The organism is Enterobacter sp. HNDS-6, from assembly GCF_039850505.1.
GTDB lineage: Bacteria > Pseudomonadota > Gammaproteobacteria > Enterobacterales > Enterobacteriaceae > Enterobacter > Enterobacter kobei.
Map to the genome: position 1 here is coordinate 2,374,231 of NZ_CP156673.1, position 16,742 is coordinate 2,390,972.

The following is a 16,742-nucleotide window of genomic DNA, read 5'->3' on the forward strand; positions in this document are numbered from 1 at the left end:
AGTACAGATTTGCGGGAATAGCTCAGTTGGTAGAGCACGACCTTGCCAAGGTCGGGGTCGCGAGTTCGAGTCTCGTTTCCCGCTCCAAAATTTGAAAAGTGCTTTCACAGCACAGACTGCCCAAGCGGGAATAGCTCAGTTGGTAGAGCACGACCTTGCCAAGGTCGGGGTCGCGAGTTCGAGTCTCGTTTCCCGCTCCAAAATTTGAAAGTGCTTTCAGAGCACGGACCACCCAAGCGGGAATAGCTCAGTTGGTAGAGCACGACCTTGCCAAGGTCGGGGTCGCGAGTTCGAGTCTCGTTTCCCGCTCCAAATTCTTCTTCATATCTAAATTATCCACAGCGAAAAGAGTCGTTGGGGACGTTTTCTATTATTCCTGAAATACTCTTGTGAACAGAGTTATCCACAGATTTCGTCTTCAATCCTGACTGTGCAAAAAGTTAGCAGGGTGAATAATATCCTTGCAAGTAATTGTATAAATTAAAGAAAATTTGATTTCAAAATGTTATTGAGATCACTTGACCTCTTCTCAAGCCCAGATGGCGCTTGAGTTTTTATTTTTATACACAGGCTGTGAATAGTTCACGCATCCCGCGTAAGTCCTTTTTCGATGACCCTGACCAGCCGCTTTTTTTTCGGAAGCTGCACCTCAACCACACAGGCATTACGCTTCTCAATCTGCTGCGCAATCGCCCATTCTATGTGTTCATCAAGAAGTGGGTGCTCACCTCTACGGCTTTCAAGAGCCTGAATGTTCGCTTCATCCCACGGGGCATTACCCAGCGCGACGGCGACATTACGCAGCCAGCGCAGATGACCTATACGACGAATGGCCGAGCCTTCCGTCACTTTCAGGAACCAGGCTTCGCTCCAGGCGAACAGTTCGATGAGTTGTGGCGCATGCAGCGCCTTACGCGGGCTGAAATCCTCTTCATCCGTAAGCTGCGAATAACGGTTCCACGGGCAGATCAGCTGGCAGTCATCGCAGCCGTAGATGCGGTTGCCGATAAGCGGTCGAAACTCCTCCGGAATGGCCCCTTCCAGTTCGATAGTGAGATAGGAGATGCAGCGACGGGCATCAACGGTATAAGGCTCAACGATAGCCCCCGTCGGGCAGATGGTCATGCAGGCCACGCAGCGGCCACAGCCTTCCTCCACCGGGCCGTCTATCGGTAACGGTAAATCAATCAGCAATTCGCCAAGGAAGAAGAACGATCCGGCGTCACGGCTAAGGATAAGTGAGTGCTTACCTGTCCAGCCAAGCCCGGCTTTTTCAGCGATCGGGCGCTCAAGAATAGGCGCGGAATCAACAAAGGGTCTAAAATTCAGCGAAACACAGTGCTGCTGAATAGTTTCCCCGAGTTTTTTTAAACGGTTACGCAGAAGCTTATGGTAATCACGCCCCAGGGCGTACCGGCTAACGTAACCCAGAGAGGGATTTTTTAGCGTGCGCGCAAAAGCCGCGTTGGCAGGCAGATAGTTCATGCGCACGCTGATGACGCGCAAGGTACCCGGTAAAAGCTCGTGTGGGCGGGCACGCATCATGCCGTGACGCGCCATCCACTCCATTTCGCCGTGGTATTGTTTGTCCAGCCAGGCCTGCAGTTTTGGCTCGCTGGCGGAGAGGTCGGTGTCGGTAATACCCACCTTCTGGAAGCCAAGCTCAGCACCCCACTGTTTTATTTTTTGCGCTAACTCATTGAGATCGAGGGGCTGTGACATGACGGACCATACAGTGAAGAAAAACCCCGCAAGTATACCACATTCCATCTGGCATGCGGATGACCTCCGGCGCGCCGAAAAAGAGGCTGCAGACAGCCTCGGGATCACCCTTTATGAACTGATGCAGCGTGCGGGAGAGGCAGCATTTACCGTTGCCCGCAGCGCCTGGCCGCAATCCACCCACTGGCTGATTTTGTGCGGACACGGCAATAACGGCGGGGACGGCTACGTCGTTGCCCGTCTTGCGGTAGCTGCCGGTATTCGCGTTACGCTGCTGGCGCTGGAAAGTGATAAGCCCCTGCCGGAAGAGGCCAGCGCAGCGCGGGAGGCTTGGCTGAATGCCGGCGGTGTGATTCATGCGCCTGATATCGCCTGGCCGGAGGATGTCGATCTGATTATTGATGGTCTGCTGGGTACCGGGCTGCGCAGTGCTCCCCGCGAGAATATTGCCGCGCTGATTGAACACGCCAACAGACATTGCGCCCCGGTAGTGGCGCTGGATATCCCTTCAGGCCTGAACGCGCAAACCGGCGTGACGCCTGGCGCCGTCATCCAGGCTGCGCACACCGTGACCTTCATTGCTTTGAAGCCGGGTCTGTTAACCGGTAAAGCACGGGATGTGGTCGGCGTATTACACCATAACGCGCTCGGGCTGGAGGGCTGGCTGGCCGGGCAGGACATGCGCATCGCCCGTTTTGATGCATCGCTGCTGACTGAGTGGTTTCCGCCGCGCCGTCCGACATCCCATAAGGGCGACCACGGCAGGTTGGTGATTATTGGTGGCGATCGCGGTACGGCAGGGGCGATTCGCATGACCGGCGAGGCAGCATTACGCAGCGGTGCTGGTTTAGTGCGAATTCTCACTCGTATTGAGAACATTGCACCGATAATCACAGCCCGACCGGAGCTGATGGTGCATGAGCTTACGCCCCAGACGCTTGAGGAAAGCCTCGAATGGGCGGATGTCGTGGTCATTGGCCCAGGGCTTGGGCAACAGGGATGGGGTAAACAGGCCCTGCAAAAAGTCGAGAATTTTCGTAAACCGATGCTGTGGGATGCCGACGCGCTTAACCTTCTGGCAATAAACCCGGATAAGCGTCACAATCGCATCCTGACGCCACACCCCGGCGAAGCCGCGCGCCTGCTTAACTGCAGCGTCGCAGAAATTGAAAGCGATCGCTTACTTTCTGCTCAGCGTCTGGTAAAACGTTACGGAGGTGTTGCCGTTTTGAAAGGGGCAGGAACCGTCGTTGCCAGTGACGAGGCGCTGGGCATTATTGATGCCGGAAATGCGGGCATGGCGAGCGGCGGTATGGGCGACGTGCTTTCCGGTATCATCGGCGCATTGCTTGGACAGAAACTTCCCCTTTATGATGCAGCCTGTGCGGGCTGCGTGGCCCACGGTGTCGCGGCAGATAAACTGGCGGCGCGATATGGAACACGCGGTATGCTGGCCACCGATCTTTTTTGCACGCTACGGCGTGTTGTTAACCCGGATGTGATTGACGTAGAAAATGACTAATCGAGCGATTCCTTTACCTGATGAACAAGCCACTTTAGATCTCGGCAAGCGCGTGGCGCAGGCCTGTCAGGGGGCAACCGTCATTTATCTGTATGGTGATTTGGGGGCGGGTAAAACCACTTTCAGCCGGGGTTTTTTGCAGGCGTTAGGGCATAACGGGAATGTGAAAAGCCCAACCTACACGCTCGTCGAGCCGTACACCCTCGACAATCTCATGGTGTACCACTTTGATTTATATCGCCTTGCGGATCCTGAGGAGCTGGAATTTATGGGGATCCGTGATTATTTTGCCAATGATGCCATCTGCCTGGTGGAGTGGCCGCAACAAGGTGCGGGTGTGTTACCTGACCCGGATGTCGAAATTCACATAGATTACCAGGCACAAGGGCGTGAGGCTCGCATCAGTGCGGTTTCCTCATCAGGGTGTTCCTTACTGGCGCGTCTCGCCGGTTAAGCGTAGGGATGACGGGATGAAAAATCGCGTTAAAGGTTGGCTGTTAGCTGCTTCGGTGCTGCTGTGCGCGCAGGCCGGGGCGGCAAGCCTTTCGGATATTCAGGTGTCGAACGGCGAAAGCCAGGCCCGGATCACGTTTAGCTTTATGGGTGACCCTGAATACGCTTTTTCACAGCCAGACAGCCACAGCGTGGCGCTGGATATCAAACAGACCGGGGTGATTCAGGGGCTCCCGCTTCGGTTCAGCGGTAACAACCTGGTGAAAAGTATCCGCTCGGGTAACCCGCAGGACAGCCAGTCATTGCGCCTGGTGGTGGATCTCACCGAAAAGGGCAAAACGAAAGCGGTTAAGCAGCAAAACGGCGCGAACTATACGGTAGTTTTTACCATCAATGCCGACGTTCCGCCGCCGCCTCCGCCGCCACCGGTTGTCGCGAAACGCGTGGAGGAGCCTGTGTATACTCCGCGTCCATCGGAACCCGCGCGTAATCCGTTTAAATCGCAGAACGATCGCATTACCGCAGCAACCAGCAGCAATACGGTAACGCGTCCGGCGGCCAGTGCGCGCCGCGCGGTCAGCGGTGATAAAGTGATTATCGCCATTGATGCCGGACACGGTGGTCAGGATCCTGGTGCGATTGGCCCAGGCGGCACGCGGGAGAAAAACGTCACAATTGCCATTGCCCGCAAGCTGCGCGCGCTGCTGAATGACGATCCTATGTTTAAAGGCGTGTTGACCCGCGACGGCGACTATTTTATTTCCGTTATGGGCCGCTCAGACGTGGCGCGTAAGCAAAATGCCAATTTCCTGGTCTCTATTCATGCGGATGCTGCGCCAAACCGCAGTGCCACGGGCGCGTCTGTGTGGGTGCTGTCAAACCGCCGGGCAAACAGCGAGATGGCAAACTGGCTGGAAGAGCATGAGAAACAGTCAGAACTGCTGGGCGGTGCGGGTGATGTGCTGGCAAACAGTCAGTCAGACCCGTACCTCAGCCAGGCGGTACTGGATTTACAGTTCGGTCATTCCCAGCGCGTCGGGTATGATGTCGCCACTAACGTGTTGAATCAGCTGCAGGGCATCGGGGCATTGCACAAGCGTCGCCCGGAACATGCGAGCCTGGGCGTGCTGCGTTCGCCGGATATTCCGTCAATTCTGGTGGAGACCGGCTTTATCAGCAACAACGCCGAAGAGCGCCTGCTGGGAAGCGACAGCTATCAGCAGCAAATTGCCGAAGCGATTTATAACGGTCTGCGTAAATACTTTGACGCGCACCCGCTGCAGTCCGCGCCGTCGGGCGGAGCAGGCCAGGTGGCCAACGCTTCACTGCCGGGTGGGATGACCGCGACCAACTAAGGAGACATCATGCCGATTCAGGTTCTACCGCCGCAGCTTGCGAACCAAATCGCCGCCGGTGAGGTGGTGGAACGTCCTGCATCGGTGGTGAAGGAACTGGTGGAAAACAGCCTCGATGCGGGAGCTACCCGTATTGATATTGATATCGAACGCGGCGGGGCGAAACTTATCCGCATTCGCGATAACGGCTGTGGGATAAAAAAAGACGAGCTGGCGCTGGCGCTGGCGCGTCATGCCACCAGTAAAATTGCCTCTCTGGACGATCTTGAAGCGATAATCAGCCTCGGCTTTCGCGGCGAGGCGCTCGCCAGTATTAGCTCGGTTTCCCGCCTGACGTTGACCTCTCGTACCGCTGAACAGCAGGAAGCCTGGCAGGCATACGCCGAAGGACGCGACATGGATGTGACGGTTAAACCCGCGGCGCATCCTGTCGGTACCACGCTGGAAGTGCTGGATCTGTTCTACAACACCCCCGCCCGACGCAAGTTTATGCGTACCGAAAAAACCGAATTCGGCCATATCGACGAGATCATTCGTCGTATCGCGCTGGCGCGTTTTGACGTCACCATTAATCTCAGCCATAACGGCAAGGTGATGCGCCAGTATCGCGCGGTGGCGGAAGGCGGGCAGAAAGAGCGCCGTTTAGGGGCTATCTGCGGAACGCCATTTCTGGAACAGGCGCTGGCGATAGAGTGGCAGCATGGCGATCTCGCTTTACGTGGCTGGGTGGCCGACCCGAACGCCAGCAGTGCGGCTTTCTCTGAAATTCAGTATTGCTACGTGAATGGCCGCATGATGCGCGACCGCCTCATTAACCACGCCATTCGTCAGGCCTGTGAAGACAAGCTTGGGGCCGATCAGCAACCGGCTTTTGTGCTTTATCTGGAGATCGACCCGCATCAGGTCGATGTTAACGTTCACCCCGCCAAGCATGAGGTGCGCTTCCATCAGTCGCGTCTGGTGCATGATTTTATCTATCAGGGCGTGCTGAGCGTATTGCAACAGCAGGTTGAGCCTGCATTGCCGCTGGAAAAAGACGATTCCTCACCGCGTCCCATCCCGGAAAACCGTGTCGCTGCGGGCCGCAACCATTTTGCGCAGCCTGCTGTCGCGCGAGAGCCGGAAACGCCTCGATTCTCAACCGGTGCAAGCACGACGCGTCCGACGGGAGCAAACTATCCGAACGCTCAACCCGGCTATCAAAAGCAGCAGGGGGCGTTGTACCGTAAGTTGCTGGAAACGCCTGCTGTTGAGCGCAAAGATCACGTTGCAGTGGCGACACCGTCCCTTGAAGGGCACAGCCAGAGTTTCGGGCGAGTGCTGACGATTATCGCACCGGATATGGCATTGCTAGAACGCGACGGTAAATTGCAGCTTCTGGCGTTACCGGTTGCCGAACGCTGGCTCAAACAGGCGCAACTGACGCCAGGGGAAAATGCGGCCTGTGCGCAGCCGTTATTGATCCCGGTTCGTCTGAAAATATCCACTGAAGAAACGCGGGTATTGCAGCGTACAGAGGCCCTACTGGCGCAAATGGGCATTGAAATGGTGCTCGAACCACAACATGTGACAATTCGCGCAGTGCCTTTACCCTTACGCCAACAAAATTTACAAAACTTGATTCCTGAACTGATAGGCTACCTGGCGCAGCAAACATCGTTTGAGGCCGCCAACACCGCGCAGTGGATCGCTCGCCATCTGGCCAGTGAACATACACCGTGGAGTATGGCGCAGGCGATTACCGTGCTGGCGGAGGTCGAACGCCTCTGCCCACAGCTGGTGAAAGCGCCACCGGGTGGGTTATTACAACCTGTTGATTTGAAAACGGCGATGACCGCCCTGAAACATGACTGACGTAAGTAAGGCGAGCCTGCCAAAGGCAATTTTTTTAATGGGCCCAACGGCCTCCGGCAAAACGGCGTTAGCCATTGAGTTACGCAAAGTTTTGCCTGTAGAGTTGATTAGCGTTGATTCCGCCCTCATCTATCGGGGGATGGACATTGGTACGGCGAAGCCTGGCGCAGAAGAACTGCGTGCGGCACCGCACCGTTTGCTGGATATTCTCGACCCGGCAGAGGCTTACTCCGCAGCGGATTTCCGCCGGGATGCCTTAGCCGAGATGGCCGAGATTACGGCGGCGGGACGTATACCGCTGTTGGTTGGCGGCACCATGCTCTACTTTAAGGCGCTGCTGGAAGGATTATCACCTTTACCTTCCGCAGATCCTGACGTGAGAGCAAAGATTGAGCAACAGGCGGCAGAGCAGGGATGGGACGTGTTGCATAAGCAACTGGCAGAGATTGACCCGGTTGCGGCAGCGCGAATCCATCCAAATGATCCGCAAAGGCTTTCCCGGGCACTGGAAGTTTTTTTCATTTCGGGTAAAACTTTAACGGAACTGACGCAAACGTCAGGAGACGCTCTGCCGTATCAGGTGCATCAGTTCGCCATCGCCCCGGCGAGCCGTGAACTGCTCCATCAACGAATTGAGCAGCGTTTTCATCAGATGTTAGCTTCAGATTTTGAAGCAGAAGTGCGGGCGCTATTTGCCCGTGGAGATTTGCATACGGATATGCCTTCCGTTCGTTGTGTGGGATACCGCCAGATGTGGTCGTATCTTGAAGGTGAGATTTCATACGATGAAATGGTTTATCGAGGTGTTTGCGCCACGAGACAGTTAGCGAAGCGCCAGATCACCTGGTTGCGCGGTTGGGAGGGAGTTCACTGGTTAGACAGTGAAAAACCGCAACAGGCGTTAAACGAGGTGATTGAGGTTGTTGGTGATATCGCCCACTGAATGTGTACAATTGAGACGTATCGTGCGCAATTTTTCAGAATCGCAAGGTTCTAAGTACAAAACAAGCATATAAGGAAAAGATAGAATGGCTAAGGGGCAATCTTTACAAGATCCGTTCCTGAACGCATTGCGTCGGGAACGTGTTCCAGTTTCTATTTATTTGGTGAATGGTATTAAGCTGCAAGGTCAGATTGAGTCTTTCGATCAGTTTGTGATCCTGTTGAAAAACACGGTCAGTCAGATGGTCTACAAGCACGCTATCTCTACTGTTGTTCCGTCCCGTCCAGTCTCTCATCACAGCAATAACGCTGGCGGCGGCACTGGCAGTAACTACCATCATGGCAGCAACGCGCAGGGTTCTTCAACGCCAGCGCAGGACAGCGACGAAACCGAATAAGGTTTCAGCTGTTATCCACACGGGGAGCCAGGGATCCTGCGTTCCCCGCTGATCTTTTTAGAGAGGTTTACGCTTGTTTGACCGTTATGATGCCGGTGAGCAGGCGGTGCTGGTACACATCTATTTTTCGCAAGACAAAGATATGGAAGATCTCCAGGAGTTTGAATCTCTGGTCTCTTCCGCCGGTGTCGAAGCAATGCAGGTGATTACCGGTAGCCGTAAAGCGCCGCACCCAAAGTATTTTGTTGGTGAAGGTAAAGCAGTAGAAATTGCGGATGCCGTAAAAGCAACCGGCGCGTCAGTCGTGTTGTTTGATCATGCGCTGTCTCCAGCCCAGGAGCGCAACCTGGAAGCTCTCTGCGAATGCCGTGTGATCGACCGCACGGGATTGATTTTAGACATTTTTGCTCAGCGTGCACGTACCCATGAAGGGAAATTGCAGGTTGAGCTTGCACAGCTGCGCCATCTGGCGACGCGTCTGGTGCGTGGCTGGACCCACCTTGAAAGACAAAAAGGCGGGATCGGTTTGCGCGGTCCGGGTGAAACCCAGCTCGAAACCGACCGTCGTTTACTGCGTGGCCGTATTACCCAGATCCTCTCGCGTCTGGAACGTGTAGAGAAACAGCGTGAACAGGGGCGTCGGGCGCGAACCAAAGCTGACATCCCGACCGTGTCGCTGGTGGGTTATACCAACGCCGGTAAATCCACCCTGTTTAACCAGATAACCGAGGCCCAGGTTTATGCCGCAGACCAGCTGTTTGCGACCCTGGACCCTACGCTGCGTCGTATTGACGTAGCAGACGTGGGTGAAACGGTGCTGGCGGATACCGTAGGGTTTATCCGCCATTTGCCACACGATCTGGTGGCGGCGTTTAAAGCGACGTTGCAGGAGACGCGACAGGCGACCCTGCTGCTGCACGTGATTGATGCGGCTGACGTACGCGTGCAGGAGAACATCGACGCGGTGAACGTGGTGCTGGAAGAGATTGATGCCCACGAAATTCCCACGCTGTTGGTGATGAACAAGATCGATATGCTGGAGGATTTCGAACCGCGTATCGACCGAGATGAAGAGAACAAACCGATTCGGGTCTGGCTTTCTGCTCAGGCCGGTATTGGTGTGCCACTGCTTTTCCAGGCTTTGACAGAACGTCTTTCCGGTGAGGTAGCGCAGCACACGCTGCGCCTGCCGCCACAGGAAGGCAGGCTGCGCAGCCGGTTTTATCAGCTTCAGGCGATAGAAAAAGAGTGGATGGAGGATGACGGCAGCGTGGGGATGCAGGTGCGTATGCCGATCGTTGACTGGCGTCGCCTCTGTAAACAAGAACCTGCGCTGGCGGACTATATCGTCTGATCAGAAAGGGGAAGCCTGAAAAATTCGCCCTTGCATAACAAATATGGAGCATATACATGGCGTGGAATCAGCCCGGTAATAACGGACAAGACCGCGACCCGTGGGGAAGCAGCAATAATCAAGGCGGCAACTCTGGGGGAAATGGCAATAAAGGTGGTCGCGAGCAGGGGCCGCCGGATCTGGATGATATCTTCCGCAAGCTGAGCAAAAAGCTTGGTGGCCTGGGCGGAGGAAAAGGTTCTGGCTCAGGGGGTAATTCCACTCAGAGTCCGCGCCCGCCAATGGGTGGCCGCGTAGTGGGCATTGTGGCCGCTGCGGTGGTAATCATCTGGGCAGCCAGCGGGTTCTACACCATTAAAGAAGCAGAACGCGGCGTGGTCACCCGTTTCGGTAAGTTCAGCCATCTGGTTGAGCCGGGCCTGAACTGGAAGCCGACCTTCATTGACGACGTGACAGCGGTAAACGTGGAGTCCGTCCGTGAACTGGCCGCCTCTGGCGTGATGCTGACGTCTGATGAGAACGTGGTGCGCGTTGAGATGAACGTCCAGTACCGCGTGACCGATCCTGAACGTTATCTGTTTAGCGTAACCAGCGCCGATGACAGCCTGCGTCAGGCGACTGATAGCGCCCTGCGTGGTGTGATTGGTAAATACACCATGGACCGCATTCTCACCGAAGGTCGTACCGTTATTCGTAGCGATACCCAGCGCGAGCTGGAGGAGACCATTCGTCCGTACAACATGGGTATCACCCTGCTGGACGTTAACTTCCAGGCTGCTCGTCCGCCGGAAGAGGTGAAGGCCGCATTTGATGATGCAATTGCTGCCCGTGAAAACGAACAGCAGTACATCCGTGAAGCGGAAGCGTACACCAACGAAGTTCAGCCACGTGCTAACGGTCAGGCGCAGCGTATTCTGGAAGAAGCACGCGCGTATAAGACGCAGACCATCCTGGAAGCACAGGGTGAAGTGGCTCGCTTCGCGAAGATTCTGCCGGAATATAAAGCAGCGCCAGAAATTACCCGTGAGCGTCTCTATATCGAGACCATGGAAAAAGTGCTGAGCCATACCCGCAAAGTGTTGGTTAACGACAGCAAAGGTGGAAACCTGATGGTGCTGCCGCTGGATCAGATGCTGAAAGGCGGTTCTGCGCCGGCCGCGAAAGACACCAGCGGAGCAAACAACCTGCTGCGTCTGCCGCCAGCGTCATCGGGCAGCGCCAGCGCGAACACAACGCCTTCTTCGAACGATGGTGACATTATGGACCAACGCCGTGCTAACGCGCAGCGTAACGACTACCAGCGTCAGGGGGAATAAGGATGCGTAAGTCAGTTATTGCGATCATCGTCATCGTACTGGTCGTGCTGTATACCTCGATCTTTGTGGTGAAAGAGGGCGAGCGTGGGATCAAGTTCCAGTTCAGCAGCGTCGTGCGTGACAGTGACAAACGTCCGGTGATTTACGAACCGGGTCTGCACTTCAAGGTGCCGTTCATTCAGTCAGTGAAAACGCTGGATGCGCGTATCCAGACTATGGATAACCAGGCTGACCGTTTCGTGACCAAAGAGAAGAAAGACCTGATCGTTGATTCCTACATCAAATGGCGCATCAGCGATTTCAGCCGTTACTTCCTGGCAACCGGCGGTGGCGACGTTTCTCAGGCGGAAGTGCTGCTGAAACGTAAGTTCTCTGACCGTCTGCGTTCTGAAATTGGTCGTCTGGATGTGAAAGACATCGTGACCGACTCCCGCGGTCGTCTGACCCTGGAAGTGCGCGATGCGCTGAATTCCGGTACAGCGGGCACGGAAGACGAAGTGGAAACGCCAGCAGCGGATGACGCGATTGCGAAAGCAGCTGAACGCGTTCAGGCTGAAACCAACGGTAAAGTGCCGGTGATCAACCCGAACAGTATGGCTGCGCTGGGTATCGAAGTGGTTGACGTGCGTATCAAGCAGATCAACCTGCCAGCTGAAGTGTCCGAAGCGATCTACAACCGTATGCGCGCCGAGCGTGAAGCGGTAGCCCGTCGCCACCGTTCACAAGGCCAGGAAGAGGCTGAGAAGCTGCGTGCGGCAGCGGACTACGAAGTTACCAAGACGCTGGCGGAATCTGAGCGTCAGGGCCGTATTCTGCGCGGTGAAGGTGATGCGGAAGCGGCGAAGCTGTTCGCTGATGCCTTCAGCCAGGATCCCGACTTCTACGCCTTTATCCGTAGCCTGCGTGCTTACGAGAATAGCTTCCAGAGCAACCAGGATGTGATGGTGCTCAGCCCGGACAGCGATTTCTTCCGTTATATGAAGACGCCGACTAACGCAACACGATAAACTCTGGCACGTTTGAGTATTCAAACCACCGCTCCCTCCGGAGCGGTGGTTTTCTTTTATAAGGAATAAAAATGAATTCAACCATTTGGCTGGCGCTGGCCCTGGTGTTAGTGCTGGAAGGCCTGGGACCGATGCTTTATCCGCGTGCCTGGCGCCGCATGATCGCGACCATGAGCCAACTTCCGGATAATATTTTGCGCCGTTTCGGCGGTGGACTTGTGGTTGCTGGCATCGTTATCTACTACATGTTGAGGAAAACGATTGGCTGATCAAAAAGTGGTCGGATTTGGCGTATTTTGAGGTCAAAAAGTGCTGTATATCTGAAAAAGCGATGGTAGAATCCATTTTTAAGCAAACGGTGATTTTGAAAAAAATGGGTAACAACGTCGTCGTACTGGGCACCCAATGGGGTGACGAAGGTAAAGGGAAGATTGTTGATCTTCTGACTGAACGGGCTAAATATGTTGTACGCTACCAGGGCGGTCACAACGCAGGCCATACTCTCGTAATCAACGGTGAAAAAACCGTCCTCCATCTTATTCCATCAGGCATTCTTCGCGAAAACGTCACCAGCATCATCGGTAACGGCGTTGTGCTGTCTCCCGCTGCGCTGATGAAAGAGATGAAAGGTCTGGAAGACCGTGGTATCCCTGTTCGTGAGCGTCTGCTGCTCTCCGAAGCCTGCCCGCTGATCCTGGATTATCATGTGGCACTGGACGTCGCGCGTGAGAAAGCACGTGGTGCGAAAGCGATCGGTACGACCGGTCGTGGTATCGGCCCGGCTTATGAAGATAAAGTGGCACGTCGCGGTCTGCGCGTGGGCGATCTCTTCGACAAAGCCACCTTCGCTGAAAAACTGAAAGAAGTGATGGAATATCACAACTTCCAGCTGGTGAACTTCTACAAAGCTGACGCTGTTGACTACCAGAAAGTGCTGGATGACGTCATGGCGATTGCAGACATTCTGACCGGTATGGTTGTTGATGTGTCCGATCTGCTGGACCAGGCGCGCAAGCGTGGCGATTTCGTCATGTTCGAAGGTGCGCAGGGTACGCTGCTGGACATCGACCACGGTACCTATCCGTACGTAACCTCTTCTAACACCACCGCAGGTGGCGTGGCGACCGGCTCTGGCCTGGGTCCACGTTATGTCGATTACGTTCTGGGCATCATCAAAGCTTACTCCACGCGTGTGGGGGCAGGTCCATTCCCGACCGAGCTGTTCGATGAAACCGGCGAGTTCCTCTGCAAGCAGGGTAACGAGTTTGGCGCGACCACCGGTCGTCGTCGTCGTACCGGCTGGCTGGACGCGGTTGCTGTGCGTCGTGCCGTGCAGATCAACTCCCTGTCTGGCTTCTGCCTGACCAAGCTGGACGTGCTGGACGGCCTGAAAGAAGTGAAAATCTGCGTCGGCTACCGTATGCCTGACGGTCGTGAAGTGACCACGACTCCGCTGGCCGCTGATGACTGGGAAGGCATTGAGCCAATTTACGAAACCATGCCGGGCTGGTCTGAGACCACTTTCGGTGTGAAAGAGCGTAGTGGCCTGCCACAGGCGGCGCTGGATTACATCAAGCGTATTGAAGAACTGACCGAAGTGCCGATCGATATTATTTCTACCGGCCCGGATCGTACTGAAACGATGATCCTGCGCGACCCGTTCGACGCATAATCTTCGTGAATGCTGGCCTGCGGGGAAACTCGTAGGCCGGATAAGCGTAGCGCCATCCGGCGACCGCTCCTGGATCTCCGCTTTTTCGCCCCGTCTGTCAAATAAATTAGCCGCTATCTATCTGGCTGGTTTATCATCATTAATGAATATCTCTGCGGTTTGACCGCGTTTTCCCTTTTTCCTGAGGTTGATGTGCAGTTAACAAGTTTCACCGATTACGGCTTACGTGCGCTGATTTACATGGCGTCGTTACCCGATGGGAAGATGACCAGTATCTCTGAAGTGACGGAGGTATACGGCGTATCTCGTAATCATATGGTCAAAATAATCAATCAACTTAGTCGTGCCGGATACGTTGCTGCCGTCCGCGGGAAGAATGGAGGGATCCGTCTCGGTAAACCGGCGCAGAGTATTCGCATCGGGGATGTGGTACGCGAACTGGAGCCCTTGTCTCTGGTGAACTGCAGCAGTGAGTTTTGCCACATTACACCCGCTTGCCGCCTGAAACAGGCGCTTTCTAAGGCTGTGCAAAGTTTTCTCAAGGAACTGGATAACTACACGCTGGCCGATTTGGTTGAAGAGAATCAACCGCTTTATAAATTATTGCTGGTGGAATGAAGAAAATTTCCACCGGAGCTGACAACGGAGGAACCGACATGTCACAAGATCCTTTCCAGGAACGCGAAGCCGAAAAATACGCGAATCCTATCCCCAGCCGCGAGTTCATCATTGAACACTTAACAAAACGCGAAAAACCCGCCAATCGTGAAGAACTTGCCGTTGAATTAAATATTGAAGGTGAAGAGCAAATTGAAGCCCTTCGCCGTCGCCTGCGTGCCATGGAGCGCGACGGGCAACTGGTCTTTACCCGCCGCCAGTGCTACGCGCTGCCTGAACGCCTCGACTTGCTGAAAGGCACCGTGATTGGGCACCGTGATGGCTTTGGCTTCCTGCGCGTGGAAGGCCGCAAAGATGACCTGTATCTGTCATCTGAACAGATGAAAATGTGTATCCACGGCGACCAGATCCTGGCGCAGCCGCTGGGTGCTGACCGTAAAGGTCGCCGGGAAGCGCGCGTGGTGCGCGTACTGGTGCCAAAAACCAGCCAGATTGTTGGCCGTTACTTCACTGATGCGGGTGTGGGCTTTGTGGTGCCGGACGACAGCCGTCTGAGCTTTGACATCCTGATCCCGCCTGAAGAGGTGATGGGCGCACGCATGGGCTTTGTGGTTGTGGTAGAACTCACTCAGCGCCCAACGCGTCGCACCAAAGCGGTTGGTAAAATCGTGGAAGTCCTGGGCGATAACATGGGCACTGGCATGGCCGTTGATATGGCATTGCGCACCCATGAGATCCCCTACATTTGGCCGAAAGCGGTTGAAGATCAGATCGAAAGTCTGCGTGAAGAAGTGCCGGAAGAGTCCAAAGTGGGCCGCGTGGATCTGCGCTCCCTGCCGCTGGTCACCATTGATGGCGAAGATGCCCGCGACTTCGATGATGCCGTTTACTGTGAGAAAAAACGCGGTGGCGGATGGCGTCTGTGGGTGGCGATTGCGGACGTGAGCTACTATGTTCGCCCGCACACCCCGCTGGATAACGAAGCGCGCAGCCGTGGTACCTCGGTGTATTTCCCCTCTCAGGTAATACCAATGCTGCCGGAAGTGCTCTCTAACGGCCTGTGCTCCCTGAACCCGCAGGTTGATCGCCTCTGTATGGTGTGTGAGATGACCATCTCCACCAAAGGGCGCTTAACCGGCTACAAGTTCTATGAAGCGGTCATGAGTTCCCATGCGCGTCTGACCTATACCAAGGTCTGGCATATGCTGCAGGGCGACCAGGATCTGCGCGAACAATACGCGCCGCTGGTCAAGCATATTGAAGAACTGCATAACCTCTACAAAACGCTGGATCAGGCACGCGAAGAGCGCGGCGGGATCTCGTTCGAGAGCGAAGAAGCGAAGTTTATCTTCAACGCAGAGCGTCGCATTGAGCGTATCGAGCAGACCCAGCGTAATGATGCGCACAAGCTGATCGAAGAGTGTATGATCCTGGCGAACATCTCGGCAGCGCGTTTCGTTGAGAAAGCCAAAGAGCCGGCGCTGTTCCGTATTCACGATAAGCCGTCAACGGAAGCCATCACCGCGTTCCGTTCAGTACTGGCGGAACTGGGTCTGGAGCTGCCTGGCGGCAACAAGCCTGAACCGCGCGATTACGCCGAGCTGCTGGAGTCCATTGGCGACCGTCCTGACGCAGAAATGCTGCAGACGATGCTGTTGCGTTCGATGAAGCAGGCGATTTACGATCCGGAAAACCGGGGACACTTCGGCCTGGCGCTGCAGTCTTACGCGCATTTCACCTCGCCGATCCGTCGCTATCCTGACCTCTCTCTGCACCGCGCGATCAAGTATCTGCTGGCGCAGGAGCAGGGCCATAAAGGGAACACTACCGAAACCGGCGGTTACCACTATTCGATGGAAGAGATGCTGCAGCTCGGTCAGCACTGTTCCATGACCGAGCGTCGTGCTGATGAAGCCACGCGCGACGTAGCGGACTGGCTGAAGTGTGACTTTATGCTGGACCAGGTGGGCAACGTCTTTAAAGGCGTGATTGCCAGCGTGACCGGCTTTGGTTTCTTCGTGCGTCTGGACGAGCTATTTATCGACGGTCTGGTGCACGTCTCCAGCCTGGATAACGACTACTACCGCTTCGACCAGGTTGGTCAACGCCTGATTGGCGAATCGGGCGGCCAGACCTACCGTCTGGGCGACCGTGTGGAAGTGAAAGTTGAAGCCGTGAATATGGACGACCGTAAAATCGACTTCAGCCTCATCTCCAGCGAGCGTGCGCCGCGTAACGTCGGTAAAACCGAGCGTGAACGGGCGAAAAAAGGCGGAAACGGTAAACCGGGCGGCGGTAAACGTCGTCAGGCGGGTAAGAAGGTAAACTTCGAGCCAGACAGCGCGTTCCGCGGCGAGAAGAAGCAAAAGCCGAAGGCGGCGAAGAAAGACGCTCGCTCAGCGAAAAAACCTTCTGCGAAGACGCAGAAAATCGCTGCTGCCACCAAAGCAAAACGTGCAGCGAAGAAAAAACAGGCGGAGTAAGTTCCGCCCCTCACCCTGACCCTCTCCCCAGGGGGGAGAGGGGAAA

General features: G+C 55.3%; 14 protein-coding genes and 3 tRNA genes. 16 read left to right on the forward strand and 1 reads right to left on the reverse strand.

Translation table 11 applies throughout. From position 1 onward, the window contains the following. Positions 1-11 precede the first annotated feature (11 nt). The 3 genes from ABFI50_RS11095 (at position 12) to ABFI50_RS11105 (ending at position 312) form a co-directional block, all read left to right on the forward strand. Positions 12-87 (forward strand) — tRNA-Gly (locus tag ABFI50_RS11095). Positions 88-124: 37 nt separating this feature from the next. Next, positions 125-200, forward strand: a tRNA-Gly gene (locus tag ABFI50_RS11100). Between the two features lie 36 nt (positions 201-236). Then, positions 237-312, forward strand: a tRNA-Gly gene (locus ABFI50_RS11105). Between the two features lie 270 nt (positions 313-582). On the opposite strand, the gene queG is transcribed toward ABFI50_RS11105, so the two are convergent. Next, positions 583-1,722, reverse strand: coding sequence for a tRNA epoxyqueuosine(34) reductase QueG (gene queG, locus ABFI50_RS11110; protein WP_045134427.1), 1,140 nt, complete (start codon positions 1,720-1,722; stop codon positions 583-585). Between queG and nnr the strand changes: the two genes are divergently transcribed. From nnr to rnr, 13 genes are all read left to right on the forward strand, one after another. Next, complete coding sequence (nnr, locus tag ABFI50_RS11115) at positions 1,721-3,244, forward strand: bifunctional ADP-dependent NAD(P)H-hydrate dehydratase/NAD(P)H-hydrate epimerase (RefSeq protein ID WP_045134426.1); 1,524 nt, start codon at positions 1,721-1,723, stop codon at positions 3,242-3,244. The two genes, queG and nnr, sit on opposite strands and share 2 nt — an antisense overlap. Further along, positions 3,237-3,698, forward strand: a complete 462-nt coding sequence (gene tsaE, locus ABFI50_RS11120; RefSeq protein ID WP_014882224.1) for a tRNA (adenosine(37)-N6)-threonylcarbamoyltransferase complex ATPase subunit type 1 TsaE — start codon at positions 3,237-3,239, stop codon at positions 3,696-3,698. The genes nnr and tsaE overlap by 8 nt, the downstream gene beginning before the upstream one ends. Positions 3,699-3,714: 16 nt before the next feature. After that, positions 3,715-5,052, forward strand: coding sequence for an N-acetylmuramoyl-L-alanine amidase AmiB (gene amiB, locus ABFI50_RS11125; RefSeq protein ID WP_045134425.1), 1,338 nt, complete (start codon positions 3,715-3,717; stop codon positions 5,050-5,052). Positions 5,053-5,061: 9 nt separating this feature from the next. Then, on the forward strand, positions 5,062-6,906 hold the full coding sequence (gene mutL / locus ABFI50_RS11130) for a DNA mismatch repair endonuclease MutL (protein ID WP_045134424.1): 1,845 nt from the start codon (positions 5,062-5,064) through the stop codon (positions 6,904-6,906). Beyond that, positions 6,899-7,849, forward strand: coding sequence for a tRNA (adenosine(37)-N6)-dimethylallyltransferase MiaA (gene miaA / locus ABFI50_RS11135; protein WP_032629682.1), 951 nt, complete (start codon positions 6,899-6,901; stop codon positions 7,847-7,849). Before mutL ends, miaA begins: the two co-directional genes overlap by 8 nt. 85 nt (positions 7,850-7,934) lie before the next feature. Beyond that, positions 7,935-8,246: an RNA chaperone Hfq gene (gene hfq, locus ABFI50_RS11140; protein ID WP_008502919.1), complete on the forward strand. Its 312-nt coding sequence runs from the start codon at positions 7,935-7,937 to the stop codon at positions 8,244-8,246. A gap of 73 nt (positions 8,247-8,319) precedes the next feature. After that, the gene (hflX, locus tag ABFI50_RS11145) at positions 8,320-9,600 is read left to right on the forward strand and encodes a ribosome rescue GTPase HflX (RefSeq protein ID WP_023331851.1); all 1,281 of its coding nucleotides are present in this window, start codon (positions 8,320-8,322) and stop codon (positions 9,598-9,600) included. Between the two features lie 56 nt (positions 9,601-9,656). Then, positions 9,657-10,916, forward strand: a complete 1,260-nt coding sequence (gene hflK / locus ABFI50_RS11150) for an FtsH protease activity modulator HflK (RefSeq protein ID WP_014882229.1) — start codon at positions 9,657-9,659, stop codon at positions 10,914-10,916. A 2-nt stretch (positions 10,917-10,918) separates the two neighbouring features. After that, positions 10,919-11,923: a protease modulator HflC gene (gene hflC / locus ABFI50_RS11155; protein WP_013095290.1), complete on the forward strand. Its 1,005-nt coding sequence runs from the start codon at positions 10,919-10,921 to the stop codon at positions 11,921-11,923. A 71-nt stretch (positions 11,924-11,994) separates the two neighbouring features. Then, positions 11,995-12,192, forward strand: a complete 198-nt coding sequence (locus ABFI50_RS11160; RefSeq protein WP_003855996.1) for a DUF2065 domain-containing protein — start codon at positions 11,995-11,997, stop codon at positions 12,190-12,192. A gap of 104 nt (positions 12,193-12,296) precedes the next feature. After that, complete coding sequence (locus ABFI50_RS11165) at positions 12,297-13,595, forward strand: adenylosuccinate synthase (RefSeq protein WP_006178975.1); 1,299 nt, start codon at positions 12,297-12,299, stop codon at positions 13,593-13,595. A 192-nt stretch (positions 13,596-13,787) separates the two neighbouring features. After that, a complete protein-coding gene (gene nsrR / locus ABFI50_RS11170) occupies positions 13,788-14,213 on the forward strand; it encodes a nitric oxide-sensing transcriptional repressor NsrR (protein ID WP_014882230.1) in 426 nt (141 codons plus the stop codon). Between the two features lie 38 nt (positions 14,214-14,251). Then, positions 14,252-16,696: a ribonuclease R gene (rnr, locus tag ABFI50_RS11175; protein WP_014882231.1), complete on the forward strand. Its 2,445-nt coding sequence runs from the start codon at positions 14,252-14,254 to the stop codon at positions 16,694-16,696. Positions 16,697-16,742 lie beyond the last annotated feature (46 nt).